Here is a 12364-nt window from a genome sequence, read left to right as displayed (position 1 = left end):
ACGGTCCGATCCCGGCATCAGTTCCGATCGATCACGATGTCTTCCTCGCAGACCATCTGCTGGACCGAGGTGAGGTCGATGAAATTCTCGTGGTCCGGGTCGACGAGCTTCAGGAAGTTGTCGCTGGAGAAGAAGGCTTCGAGGGCTGCCATGTCGTCGAACCACGTCTCCACGATCGAGTCGAACTCCGAGCCGGGATCCCGGGGCGCCTGCACCGGATAGGACACGACGAACCGGCGGAGGTATTGCGCCGCCTCCGGGATCGACATCAGCAGCGGCCGGTGCTTGTTCCGCTGGTAGTCGACGAATTCGTCATGGGTCATGTGCTTGGCACGTCTGAGCGCGAGAATCATCTTGATCATGGTTCGGGTCCTTCGCGGGTTTCGGGATGGGCGCTTCTGGTGAGGCGTGCGGGCGCGGCAGGGTGAGATGTCGGGGACCGGCCAGATGCTTCGTGCGCGGTCAACGGTGCCGGGCTCCCCCGCAAGTGCCCAGAGTCCCTCGCTGCTGGTGGCCGGACCACCAGCCTCGACCTGGCCGGTCCGTGAGATGGTGATCGGCATGGCAAGCGTGCGATCGCGCGAACTCGGCGCCTACCTGCGCGCGCGGCGCGACCGCCTCTCGCCGGAGGACGTGGGCCGGCCCGGCGGTGGCGGCAGGCGACGGGTCAAAGGACTGCGCCGGGAGGAGGTGGCGGTCCTGGCGAACGTCGGTAGCACCTGGTACACGTGGCTGGAGCAGGGGCGCGACGTCCAGCCGAGCCTCGAGGTCCTCCTCGGTATCGCCGATGCCTTGCGGCTGTCGAGGGACGAGCGACGTCATCTGTTGTTGCTCGGCGGACATCCCGGCGCCGAACAGGTGCCTGCCTACGAGAAGGCCGACGGCCTGATGCAGGGGCTGCTGGACCAGCTCGCTCCGTATCCGGCGGTCGTGCTGACACCCTGGTTCGGGTCGGTGGCCTACAACGCGCCGTTCCGATTCATGATCGACGACCTTGAGTCGATACCCGAGACGGACCGCAACTGCGCGTACCTCAATTTCACCCATCCCGACTGGATCGCCGGGCATGCCGACCACGAGCAGGAGTGCGCCGCGATCGTGGCCGCCCTCCGTGCGGGCCAAGGCGAGTCGGTGACCGATCCCGCCTGGAAACCCCTGCTGGCTCGGCTGCGGGCCGATTCACCGCTGTTCGCGCGTCTCTGGGGTCAGGCGGACGTGGTCACCGACTCCCAGAAAGCCAAGCGCATCCTGTCCCGGCACGTCGGCAGGCTGGCTCTACGCCCGATCACGATGCTGCTCCAGGAGAATCCGCACACCCGGGTAGTCGTCTACCAGCCCGACGACCACATCACCCGGGAACGGCTGGAAGAACTCACCCGGCGGATCACCGCCGGCCACCTCGACGGGCCGGCAAAGGTGCAACGCCTGCGGTCGGTGTCCTGAATCCGCCTCTCGACCACTGCCAGGAGCTCTCCGGCCCCTGGACAGGCGCACGGCCGGCTCCGCGGCGAGGCTCCCCCGGTGCTCCCTGAACAAACGAATAGCCTGCCACCCTGATCAGGGTGGCAGGCTATTCGTGCAGAACAAACACTATGTGGGCGATACTGGGATCGAACCAGTGACCTCTCCGGTGTGAGCGGAGCGCTCTCCCGCTGAGCTAATCGCCCTCAACGGCAGAGCGAACTTTACCGGATGCCTGCCGCCCAGCGCGAATCAGGGTCGGCGCGTCAGGAACGGGTGATGAAATCCCAGATCACCACGGCCAGGTCGATGTCCATGGTGAGCTTCACCGAGAGCCAGACCACAGCGCTGATGAAGACGAAGCCGGCCAGGCCGATGAGGGCCCGCAGCGGCAGCGGCTGCTTCAGCACCCATTGGGTCCAGGCCTGGACGTTGCGGCGGGTGAAGTGGAGCAGCTGTTTGGCCCATGCGAACTCGACCGCCCAGATGGCCAGGCCGAGGATCACGATCGCCCAGCCGGGGCCGGGGAGCGGGATGAGCACGATGCCGACGGCCACGACGATGGCGCCGAGCAGGCCGACGCCGATCTTGAGGGCCATGCGGCCGGTCGGGTTGGCTCGGATGCGGTCGAGGACGCCCAGCGGTCGGGGGTCCGATTCGGTCACCGGGTCGGATTGGGGCATCTCGTTCACTTTCACGTGCAAAGTCTCGGGGCTCGCGCTCATTTCATCCCCCAGTGTTCCTCGCCCCCGTCACTACCCGGGAGGAATGGACGTTACCGGAGTGAGTCAACTGCTGAACCACCCGACACCGGGCGGGACCAAGGACCTGGGCAGAACAGGACAAGATACCGTTTATCGGCTCGTCCCGGGAGCTTATCGGAACCGTCTTCCCACTCATGGGTGAGATCAGCGTATGGCGGAGCGTAATGACAGGGATCACCTGAGTATGGGAAACGCGGGGTTCACCAGCCTCGCAGCGGTGCCGGGGGGAGTTCGTCCATGAGTACCATCCGTCCAACGACCGTCGAGGTCGAAACCTCGCTGCGGCTCGTAGCGCCTGATGCCACGGCTCTGCCCGTGCGTGCCAGCCTGCGCTACGACCCAGCCGACCCGTACGCAGTCCATGTGTTGTTCCACGCAGAATCAGCCGGTGGGGAAGCCGTGAGCTGGTCCTTCGCAAGGGAACTCCTCGTGACCGGGCTCGATGAGCCCGCGGGCATCGGAGATGTCCGGGCCTGGCCGTGGGACCCGGCCAGGGGCGACTTCATTGCCCTGGCGCTGTCGTCACCCGACGGCAACGCCTTGTTCGAAGTGCCGCGAAGCGTTCTGGTCCGGTTCCTGCGGCGCACCTATGTGGTGGTGCCGCGGGGCCGGGAGTCCGATCATCTGGACGTGGACGCCGCCGTCAACCGGCTACTGGCCGGGCGATAGCAAGAAACGGATTTATGGGGCGACCCGTGTGGATACTGCCGATCCACGCGGGTCGCCTTTTTCGTACGAAAGAGAAGTCGCTTTTGTCCGTTTAATACATTGGTTTCCGCTACGTCTTCGGGATATCCACTGACCTCGGCACTCCGCACGTGCATCCCTGGTCACGGCCCGATACGGTCGGCCTCGATGGTCACCTCCGTTCAGCGCCCCACCGGGTCCGCCCCCGCCCCGCAATGGGCCGGCGTGGGCACTTGCACGCTGTCCGACACGGATCTTGCCGCCGAGAGTCTCGGACCGCGCAGGCTCCCCTACCACCTGCTCGCGCTGACCACCGCCGGCCACGGCACGGTGGAGATCGACTTCGAGCCGCAGCAGTGCCGCCCCGGGACCCTGCTCTGGATCCGGCCGGGTCAGGCCGTCCGGTTCGGCGTCGAGCCCGGCCTCGACGCGACGCTGGTCACCTGGCATCGCGACGTGCTGGCACCGTTCGCCGAGGGCACCGGCGTCCCCGTCGACGACCTGCCCGGGCCCACCCGCTGGCAGCTGGCCGGCGAGGACGAGGACGCGGTCATCACCGAGGTCGCGCAGCTCGGCGTCGACTGCGGGCGGCACCGCTCCGGCGAGCTCGCCGCCGGCCTGCTGCGCCACCAGCTCGCGGTGCTGCTGCTCCGGATCGCCCTGCTGGCCCCGGCACCGCAGCCGGCGACCTCGAACTCGGAGATCCGCACCTTCCTGCGGTTCCGCCGCGACCTGGAGAACGGCCACGGCCGCAGCCGCCGGGTCGAGGACTACGCGGCGGCGATCGGCTGCTCGGTGCGGACCCTCACCCGGGCCAGCCTGGCGATCACCGGGCGGACGGCGAAACAGGTCGTCGACGACCGGGTCGCGCTCGAGGCCCGGCGCCTGCTCGCGTGCACGGACCTGTCGGTGGCCGAGATCGGCCGGCGCCTCGGGTTCGGCGAACCGACGAACTTCGGCCGGTTCTTCCACCGCGAGGCCGGCCAGAGCCCCGGGATGTTCCGGGCCGGCTCCGGAGCGGCGATGCCCGCGCAGGTGGCGGACGACGTCGCGGACATCGGCGCCCGCATCCCGGCCCAGCGCCTGTCCCCCGCCGAGCACCCCTCGGCACCCTGAAGAGGTACGCAGCGATGACTCGTTCACTCTCGGTGATGCCCGAATTCCCATAAATCCTGGGGTGCGCGAGGCAGGTGAGCATGGACGGGGCATGATGGAGGGGTGCAGATCTCCGCGCGCGGCGACTACGCGGTCAGGGCGGCGCTGAGCTTGGCGAACGCCTACCCGGCCCTGATGTCCGCCCAGGCCATCGCCCAGGACCAGAACATGCCCCGGAAGTTCCTCGAGGCGGTTCTGGCTGATCTGCGTCGCGCCGGGGTGGTTCGAGCCCAGCGCGGGGCGGAAGGCGGCTACACCCTGTCACAGCCCCCACGCGACGTGACGATCGGTCAGATCCTGCGCGCGGTCGACGGCCCGCTCGCCGGGGTCCGCGGCCTGCGCCCGGAGGAGACCCAGTATTCCGGCGCGGCGGAGAACCTCCCCAACCTGTGGGTGGCGGTCCGTTCGGCGGTGCGCGAGGTCGTCGACGAGGTCAGCCTGGCCGAGCTGATCAGCGGCCGGATGCCCGCCCACGTGCGCAAGCTGACCACCCGCCCGGACGCCTGGCAGCCCCGCTGAAGCACGGCCCCCGCTGAAGCACGGCCCGCACGCTCAGAGTGGCCTCTGCTACGCGCGGTATCCCTCGAAGAGCGGGCCACCTCCGCGGGTCAGGACGTCCGCGGCGAACGCGGCCGGGTCATCGCGGGCGGCGAGCCAGTCGGCGGCCAGCCGCGGGTCGAGTTCCCGTAGGTCGCGCAGCAGCCACTTGCCGTGGCTGACCCAGCCCCCGGCGAACGCCAGCGCCGCCCGGGCCGCGTCGGTCCACAAAGCCGCCGCGATCACCGCGCGCTCACCCGGGTCCGTGGCGTGGGCATGGTCGTCGAGTAGATCGGTCAGGCCGTAGCGGAGCCGGTCACGTTCGGCACCGGTCAGCGGGGGTGGCCCCTCAGCGAGCGCCCGCCGGCACCGTACAGCCAGCTCACCGGGGTCGCCGGCCAGCGGCACACCGGTCGCGATCATCCGGTGGGTGCTGGGCTTGCGGGCGGCCAGCTCGCGTTCGAGGAAGACCGCGAGCCGCTGCGGGGTGTGCACGAACAGCTCCACCGGCCAGCCCCGGAACCGCAGGCTCTCGCGGAATCCCGGACCGTCCTCGCGCATCACCACGATGTCCAGGTCGGACCCGGCGGTCCGGTGCGGGCCCAGCACGCTGCCGGTGAGGATCGCCCACGTGGCGTCCGGGAAACGCTCGGCGACGAGGTCGCGGGCATCGGTCAAGGGGTCCATGAGCACCTCTGAGCTGGCAACGTTTCAGGAGATCGGTGATCGGGAATCTGTGAGGCAACCACCGACTCCACGGAAGGACTGCCGCGATGGGCATCATGTACCGGCAACGGAAGAAGTTCGGGCCGCTGATCCTGAACTTCACGCAGCAGGGTCTGTCGTCCTGGACGATCAAGATCGGCCGGTGGTCCTGGAACTCCAAGGCCAAGGCGCACCGCGTCGACCTGCCCGGCCCCCTGTCCTGGAAGCAGGACAAGGGCCGCTCATAACGTGATGACGACGTCTCCCCCGAGACGACCGTCCTCTGGACGCCGGGTCACCGACCCGGCGTCCAGCAGCGTATGCAGCACCTGACTCGCGTCCGCCGCCCGGTAGACGGTCTCGGTGAGCGTGTAACCGCGTAGCTCGGCGACGGTTGCCGAACCCACCTCGGTCAGGTGCGCGAGCAGGTCACGGCGCAACGGTTCCGGGTCCGGGTCGAGGCCGAGGCCGGACGCCCACACCAGATCCTTGAACGCTTCCAGGCTCTTGCCGAGCGTCGTCGCGTACACTATGGTCTGCTCCGGGCCCGCGATCTCGACGGCCGTGACCAGCGGGAACCCGGCCTCGTGCAGCGAGGCCCGGAAATCCTCGACCGACGACCCGGCCGGCAGGACGACCAGCGCCTCAGCCGGCTTCCCGGCCGCCAGGGCCTTCATCGTGGCCAGGGCCGGCGGTCCACTCGCGGCACTCGCGTCCAGAAAACCCAGCAGCGGTACGCGCACAGCACCGGCCGCCTTCACCGCGACCCCCAGCCGCTCCTCGGTCCCACCACCGATCGCGTGCACGGTGAGCCCCGCCGCGGGCGGCAGTTTCCCGAGCCGCTCCCCCACGCTGTCGCCCAGCGCGATCATGGTGAGCTCGCGGCCGCGTACCAGATCGGGCTGTTCCGCGAAGACCCGCAGCGCGGCCTCGGCGAGCTCCGGGGCGTCGTCGGCGTAGCCGTGCAGATAGGCCGCCCGGCGTCCCCGGTGCAGTGCTGAGGGCGCCCACGTCCGCAGATGGCGCACAAGGATCTCGCGTTTGACGTCGGCAACAGTGTCGGCTGGCATACCCCGAGTTCTACAGTGTCGGCCGGGAACGCCCCGGTCAGGGGGTTGAGTCCGAAGAGGTACGCACGTCAGGGCTTGTACCCACGGTGTCCGAGCAGCCACTATGAGCATGTGTCTCCTCCGCTCGCCGACCTGACCGCGCAGGCGCAGACGCTCACCGCCGAGGGTGACCTCGCGGGCGCCCGCGACGTCCTCGCGCCCGCCCTCGACCCGGCGTCGGCCGACCCCCGCCAGGCCTCCCCGGACCTCGCCCTCGCCGCCGCCCTGCAGGCGCGCATCCTCATCGCGCTCGGCGACACCCACGCCGCCCGCCTCTGGGCCGGCTTCGCGCACGCGGCCGAGGACCGCCTCCACGGCCCGGGTGACGAACGGACCATCGCGGCGGCCGCCACCCACGCGGCGGTCCTGCACCGGGTCGGCAACCACGGCCGGGCGGCCCAGCTCTACCACGACCTGGTCGCCGAACTGACCACCCGCGACGGACCGCTCTCCCCCCGCGTCCTGGCCGCCGAGGCCGACCTGGCCACCGCCGAACACGCGGCCGGCCACTGCACCGCCGCCCGGACCCGCCTCGAGGCAGCCTGGACCCGACACCGCGAGGTCTACGGCGACGCGTCCGCGGCCGGCATCAAGATGCTGGCCCGCCTGGGCGCCATGGAACGCGAATGCGCCCGTACGGCCGAGGCCAGTGTCCACCTCGCACTCGCCCAGGAACTCTGCGCCCGCTACCTGCCGGCGGACCACTCCCTCGCCCAGCAGATCGCCCGCCTGGCCGGCACCCCGGCCTCGGGCAACCACGTCTGCGGCCGGGTCCAGCGCTCCGCCGGCCCGACCCCGGCCATCCCGAGCCGCCCAGCTCAGAGCCACCCATCTCAGAGCCGCCCATCTCCGAGCCGCCCAGAACAAGGTGGGCTGGAACAGGGCCGTCCCGAACAAGGCGGGCTGGGACAAGGCGGGCTGGGACAAGGCGGCCCAATCCAAGGCCGCTCAGAACAAGGCCGCATGGAACAAATCACGCCGAGGCCCTACCAAACGGTACAAAAAACTCAAGGCTACATCCAGCCGGAACAAATCCGCTTAGAACAGGGCCGCCCGGAACAGGGCCGCCCGGACCGGGACCGCCCAGAACGGGGCGGTTCGGAACAGGGACACCCGGACGGGGCTGCCGGGTATGGCGAGAGCGGCCAAGGCGGGCCGATTCCCTTCGTCCCGAGCCAGCACGGCGCCCCCGATCAGAGTGGGCCCGATCAAGGCTGGCCGGATCAGAGTGGGCCGGGAAAAAGCGGGCCGGATCAGGGTTGGCCCGATCAGAGTGGGCCCGATCAGGGTTGGCCCGATCAGAGTGGGCCCGATCAGAGTGGGCCCGATCAGGGTTGGCCCGATCAGAGTGGGCCGGATCAGGATGGACCGGATCGCGGGGCAGGCGTGCCGCGGCAGGCCGGGTTCGACCAGCGGGACCGGGGCGGGCCGGTGGGTGACGGGGTCAGTCATGGTGGGGTCCGGCCGGGGACGTTGACCGGCGGGGTCACCAGGATGCCGGCGGTGGTGCCCGGGGTGCATCCGGTGCGGCGGGCCGAGGCCGGGTGGCCCGACGACGTGGATGAGCCGGAGGACTCGCTGGTCTGGGAGGCCAGGCCGACCGCGCGGGAGACCGGCGGGTGGGAGGCCGAGCCGGTGGGGCCGGACGCCGTCGTCTGGGATGCCGGGCCGGTCTCGCTGGACGCGCCGGACCGGTACGACCCGGCGGAGGATGCCGTGCCCGGGGACCTGACCGGCAGGCACGCCCGGCCGGAGCCGCCGATCGTGCTGCCGCTGATGTCGCCCGCACCGGCGAACCCCGATCCCGGGGTGCCGATGCCGCCGAGCCCTCCGGTCACGTTCGCCCGCCCGCCCGCCGAGCACCCGGTCACCGACCGCCCGTTCGCCGAGCCGCCGTACAACGGGCAGACGGGCGAGGATGCTGGGGGGTGGCACGCTGCGGATCTGGCTGGAGAAGCTGAGCAGGTCACCGCGATCCCGGTGGACGGCCGGCCGGGGCCCTATCCGCCTGATTCTTTCCCCGCGCCGGCCTATCCGGTGGACAGCTATCCGCCCGGGCCCCGGATCCAGCGGGAGCCGGAGTATCCGGTTGCCCGGCAGCCCGCCGACCGGGCCACCGCTCGCGTTCCTGAGCGCGCTCAGGCCGTACCGGATGATGAGAGACCGAACCGGCAGCCTTTCATTCTGGCCGGGGTTCTGGTCGCGGGGATAGCGGCCGCGGCCGCGATCGTCGCCATCGCGCTGCCTCGCGGGGACGACAGCGAGTCTCCCCCGGCACAGACGACACCGCCGGCAGCGGCGCCGGAGGAAAAGCCGGAGGAGAAGCCCGCGGAGAAGCCCGCCGAGCCGGGTGTGGTCGCGCCCGCCGGTGTCAAGCTGCAGGACAACCGGGACAGCGTGGAGCTGAGCTGGAAGTATCCGGACGGGTCGGAGGGGCCGGTGCTGATCTCCGGCGGGCGTTCCGGGCAGGAGCGGCGGGCGTTCCAGCAGCTGGCCGCCGGGACCACCGAGTATGTGGTGTACGGCCTCAACGAGCGTAACGACTACTGTTTCACGGTCGCGGTGATCTACACGGTCGACAAGGTCGCCGCCTCGGAGCCGGTCTGCACGAAAAGGTGACGACGGCGGGAAACCCTCAACGAGCCCGGGCGGCGGCCGATCTGCGGGGCTTACCGAGCACCCGCACCGGGGCCCGGGAACAGAACGGGGACCCGGATGACGACGGAGGCCGCGCCGGCGCCGGGTTCCGCCGTGCCCCCTGGAGAAGCAGCGCCCCGGGGGGAAGCGGCAGAGCGGGACCGGCTCGCGGCGACGATGACCGAGCTGGAAGGGCGGCCGACGTCCAAGTTTCGCAGCGTGTTCGTCCCGGCCGCCGCGGTGGAGCGCCGGGCCGCCGCGCTGGGGTTCGACGACCTGTTCATGCGGGCGCGGTTGCTCCGGGCCAACGTCTTCGTCCGGGAGGGGCGCTCCGAGCGGGGTGGCCGGTGGGCGCACGAGGTGCTCGCCTGGGCCCAGGAGCACGATCACGCGTTCCTGCTGGCCCGTACCCACCGGGTGCTGTCGATCTTCTACCGGCAGATCGGTGACCTGTCCGAGGGGCTCACCCACGCGGTGCAGTCGTATTCGCACCTGGGCGACGACGAACCCCCGAACGTGCGGGCCCGGCACCTGATGACGCTGGCGGTGGCGCTGGACGAGGCCGGCTCGATCGACGAGGGCGCCCGGCGGTTCCGGGAGGCGCTGCACCTGGCGACCGCCGCCCGGGATCTGGAACTGGCGCTCAACATCCTGAACAACATGGCGTACACGGCGTTCGAGAAGGACGACGAGGTCGGCGCGCGGGCGCTGGTGGTCCGGATGTGGGAGGTCGTCAAGCGCAGCGGGCGCCATTTCAGCGCGCTGGAGCTGGACACGATCGCCCGGATCGAGATGATGAGCGGCCATTACGACGCGGTCGAGACGACGCTGCGGGTGCTGCTCGACGACAGCCAGTCGGCGGTGGAGGTGCACGAGGGTGACGCGCCGGCCGTGTGCCTGCTCACCCTGGCGGAGGCCCGCCGGCTGGATCAGCGGTACGACGCGGCCCAGGAGGCCCTGGACGCCGCGGTGCGGATCACCGAGGAACGCGGTCTGGACCGGGTACGCGCCCAGGCCCGCGAGGAGCAGGCCGCGCTGTACGCCGCGACGGGCCGGTTCGAGCTCGCCTATGCCGAGCACCGCGCGTTCCACAAGGCGGCCACGGCGTTGCACTCGGCGCAGCGGGAGGCCCGGGCCCGGGCGTTGCAGGCGGTCTTCGAGGCCACCGAGGCGCGCCGGGCGAGCGAGCATTTCCGGGAGATGGCCCACCGCGACGCGCTGACCGGGTTGTACAACCGGCGTTACGTCAACGAGCGGCTGCCGGCGCTGCTGGGTGAGTCGCTGGCGGCACGCGCCCCGATCTCGCTGGCGATCCTGGATCTGGACCACTTCAAGCGGGTCAACGACACGCTGTCGCACAGCACCGGCGACACGGTGCTGCAGCACGTCGCCCAGTTGCTGCTGGAGGCGGCGAGCGGCCCGATGATCGCGGCCCGGATGGGTGGCGAGGAATTCCTGCTGATCATGCCGGGCACCGGTGCGGACGAGGCGCTCGCCCGCTGTGAACGGCTCCGGCTGCGGATCCGCGCGCACGGCTGGGAGCCGGTCACCGGCGCGCTGCCGGTGACCACCAGCATCGGCGTGACCACGTCGGACGACGGCCGCGGCTCCCCGTCCGCGCTGCTGTCGCTGGCCGACCGCAATCTGTACGTGGCCAAGCGCGAGGGCCGCGACCGCGTCATCGGCGACTGATCCGCCCGGCCGGGGGTAGAACTGTGGCATGCTGCGACTCGCCCTCTCCGCCCCTTCCCCGTACGCAGGATGGGTGAGCCGCCGCACCACGGTCACCGGCCTGCGCATCCATGCCCGGGTCCGCGCGAACCCGGTCGCCGGGATGCCGGTGGTGCTGCTGCACGGCCTGGCCGTCTCGCACCGGTATCTGATGCCCACGGCGCACGCGCTGGCGGACCGGCACCCCGTGCTCGTGCCGGACCTGCCCGGTTTCGGGTTCAGCGACCGGCCCCGGCGCGCGTACGACGTCCGGCAGCACGCCGCCCTCGTCGCCGCCTGGCTGGACACGCACGGCCTGGCGGGGATCTGCCTGCTGGGCCATTCGTTCGGCGCGGAGATAGCGGCGGCGGTCGCCCGGGCCCGCCCCGAGCTGGTCGCCGCCCTGGTGCTGGCCTGCCCGACCGCGGATCCCGCGGCCCGTACCCGGCTGGGGCTGATCGGCCGGGGCGCGCGGGACCTGCCGGCCGAACCGTTCTGGCAGGTGCCGGTCATCGCCCGGGACGTGTGGCAGGCCCGGCCGTGGCGGGTCCTGGCGACCGTGGGGCACTCCGCGCACAACGGCATCGAGGACGATCTGGCCTGGGTGAGCGCGCCGACGCTGGTGCTGGGCGGCGAGCGGGACCCGGTGGCACCGCTGCGGTGGCGCAGCAGGCTGGCCCAGCTCAGCGGCGGCGTGTCGGTCACCGTGCCCGGGGCGCCGCACAACGTGCTGACCACGGCCGGACCGGCCGCCGCGGACGCGATCGCCGCCCACCTGTCAACGGTTGAGGTGGTGCCTGCGGTGGGTGAACGTCGAGATGACGGTGGTAGGTAGCAGCCGGCGCAGGAGGAAGACGTACGGTGCGCCGCTGCCGGCCGCGTACAACGGCCGGGGCCGGTCCGCCTCGATCGCCGTGACGATCGTCGCCGCGACCTGGTCGGCGGGGATGCCGGTGCTCTCGTTGTGGTCGAGCGCCGTGATCATCGTTTCGAAGTCGGCGCGGTACGGCGACTCCGCGCCGATGTACTTGGTGCGGCGCAGGCTGATGCCGGTGTTGATGGAGCCGGGTTCGACGGTGGTCAGCCAGACGCCGTACGGGGAGAGCTCGTGGCGGGCGGCGTCGGAGAAGCCCTTGAGGGCGGCCTTGGACGCGGTGTATCCGGAGCGGAACGCCAGCGGGAACGAGGCCAGCATCGAGCCGACCATCACCACCCGGCCGGTGCCGCGGGACCGCATGCCCGGCAGCGCGAGCTGGGTGAGCCGGACCGGCCCGAAGACGTTGATCTGGAACAGTCGCCGCAGGGCCTCGTCGGGAACCTCTTCCAGCGGGCCGGACTGGCTCTCCCCCGCGTTGTTGACCAGCACGTCCACGTCGGCCAGCCGGCCGGCCCAGGACTCGACGGACTCCGGCGACGCCAGATCAAGGGCGGAATACTCCACGCCGGGCAGGCGGTCAGCCGCCGGGATCCGCTCAGGGTCGCGGCTGGTGCCGATCACCCGGTAGCCCCGGGTGAGCAGCAGAGCCGCGGTGGCCTTGCCGATGCCGGACGACGCTCCTGTGACCACCGCTGTGCGACTCATCCCCGCACCCTGACACA

13 protein-coding genes and 1 tRNA gene are annotated in these 12364 nt (G+C 71.0%); 8 read left to right on the top strand and 6 right to left on the bottom strand.

What is annotated here, in order from left to right; genetic code table 11:
- Positions 1 to 17: 17 nt before the first annotated feature.
- On the bottom strand, positions 18 to 362 hold the full coding sequence (locus ACIA6A_RS30175) for an EthD domain-containing protein (protein ID WP_396101321.1): 345 nt from the start codon (positions 360 to 362) through the stop codon (positions 18 to 20).
- A gap of 187 nt (positions 363 to 549) precedes the next feature.
- Between ACIA6A_RS30175 and ACIA6A_RS30170 the strand changes: the two genes are divergently transcribed.
- Positions 550 to 1443: a helix-turn-helix transcriptional regulator gene (locus tag ACIA6A_RS30170; RefSeq protein WP_396101320.1), complete on the top strand. Its 894-nt coding sequence runs from the start codon at positions 550 to 552 to the stop codon at positions 1441 to 1443.
- A gap of 152 nt (positions 1444 to 1595) precedes the next feature.
- Here ACIA6A_RS30170 and ACIA6A_RS30165 read toward each other — a convergent pair.
- Together ACIA6A_RS30165 and ACIA6A_RS30160 are read right to left on the bottom strand one after the other, a co-directional pair.
- A tRNA-Val gene (locus ACIA6A_RS30165) sits at positions 1596 to 1667 on the bottom strand.
- 60 nt (positions 1668 to 1727) lie between these two features.
- Positions 1728 to 2144, bottom strand: a complete 417-nt coding sequence (locus ACIA6A_RS30160; RefSeq protein WP_396101319.1) for a TIGR02611 family protein — start codon at positions 2142 to 2144, stop codon at positions 1728 to 1730.
- Positions 2145 to 2462: 318 nt separating this feature from the next.
- Between ACIA6A_RS30160 and ACIA6A_RS30155 the strand changes: the two genes are divergently transcribed.
- The 3 genes from ACIA6A_RS30155 to ACIA6A_RS30145 all read left to right on the top strand — a co-directional run bounded on the left by ACIA6A_RS30155 (position 2463) and on the right by ACIA6A_RS30145 (position 4586).
- The gene (locus ACIA6A_RS30155) at positions 2463 to 2894 is read left to right on the top strand and encodes an SsgA family sporulation/cell division regulator (RefSeq protein ID WP_396101318.1); all 432 of its coding nucleotides are present in this window, start codon (positions 2463 to 2465) and stop codon (positions 2892 to 2894) included.
- Between the two features lie 186 nt (positions 2895 to 3080).
- On the top strand, positions 3081 to 4028 hold the full coding sequence (locus tag ACIA6A_RS30150) for a helix-turn-helix domain-containing protein (RefSeq protein WP_396101317.1): 948 nt from the start codon (positions 3081 to 3083) through the stop codon (positions 4026 to 4028).
- A gap of 102 nt (positions 4029 to 4130) precedes the next feature.
- A complete protein-coding gene (locus ACIA6A_RS30145; RefSeq protein WP_396101316.1) occupies positions 4131 to 4586 on the top strand; it encodes an RrF2 family transcriptional regulator in 456 nt (151 codons plus the stop codon).
- A 48-nt stretch (positions 4587 to 4634) separates the two neighbouring features.
- On the opposite strand, the gene ACIA6A_RS30140 is transcribed toward ACIA6A_RS30145, so the two are convergent.
- A complete protein-coding gene (locus ACIA6A_RS30140) occupies positions 4635 to 5291 on the bottom strand; it encodes a nucleotidyltransferase domain-containing protein (protein ID WP_396101315.1) in 657 nt (218 codons plus the stop codon).
- A gap of 86 nt (positions 5292 to 5377) precedes the next feature.
- Between ACIA6A_RS30140 and ACIA6A_RS30135 the strand changes: the two genes are divergently transcribed.
- Positions 5378 to 5557, top strand: coding sequence for a DUF4236 domain-containing protein (locus ACIA6A_RS30135; protein ID WP_396101314.1), 180 nt, complete (start codon positions 5378 to 5380; stop codon positions 5555 to 5557).
- Here ACIA6A_RS30135 and ACIA6A_RS30130 read toward each other — a convergent pair.
- Positions 5552 to 6379, bottom strand: a complete 828-nt coding sequence (locus tag ACIA6A_RS30130; protein WP_396101313.1) for a hypothetical protein — start codon at positions 6377 to 6379, stop codon at positions 5552 to 5554. The two genes, ACIA6A_RS30135 and ACIA6A_RS30130, sit on opposite strands and share 6 nt — an antisense overlap.
- A gap of 111 nt (positions 6380 to 6490) precedes the next feature.
- Here ACIA6A_RS30130 and ACIA6A_RS30125 point away from each other — a divergent pair, with 111 nt between their 5' ends.
- The 3 genes from ACIA6A_RS30125 (at position 6491) to ACIA6A_RS30115 (ending at position 11600) form a co-directional block, all read left to right on the top strand.
- Positions 6491 to 9037, top strand: a complete 2547-nt coding sequence (locus ACIA6A_RS30125) for a hypothetical protein (RefSeq protein ID WP_396101312.1) — start codon at positions 6491 to 6493, stop codon at positions 9035 to 9037.
- A 96-nt stretch (positions 9038 to 9133) separates the two neighbouring features.
- Positions 9134 to 10747, top strand: a complete 1614-nt coding sequence (locus ACIA6A_RS30120) for a GGDEF domain-containing protein (protein ID WP_396101311.1) — start codon at positions 9134 to 9136, stop codon at positions 10745 to 10747.
- 28 nt (positions 10748 to 10775) lie between these two features.
- A complete protein-coding gene (locus ACIA6A_RS30115; RefSeq protein WP_396101310.1) occupies positions 10776 to 11600 on the top strand; it encodes an alpha/beta fold hydrolase in 825 nt (274 codons plus the stop codon).
- Here ACIA6A_RS30115 and ACIA6A_RS30110 read toward each other — a convergent pair.
- Positions 11544 to 12347 (bottom strand): SDR family oxidoreductase, encoded by an 804-nt coding sequence (locus tag ACIA6A_RS30110; protein ID WP_396101309.1) that lies wholly within the window; start codon positions 12345 to 12347, stop codon positions 11544 to 11546. The two genes, ACIA6A_RS30115 and ACIA6A_RS30110, sit on opposite strands and share 57 nt — an antisense overlap.
- Positions 12348 to 12364 lie beyond the last annotated feature (17 nt).

This window comes from Actinoplanes sp. NPDC051494 (assembly GCF_044454705.1).
Classification (GTDB): domain Bacteria; phylum Actinomycetota; class Actinomycetes; order Mycobacteriales; family Micromonosporaceae; genus Actinoplanes.
This window is presented reverse-complemented; position numbering and strand designations above follow the sequence as displayed.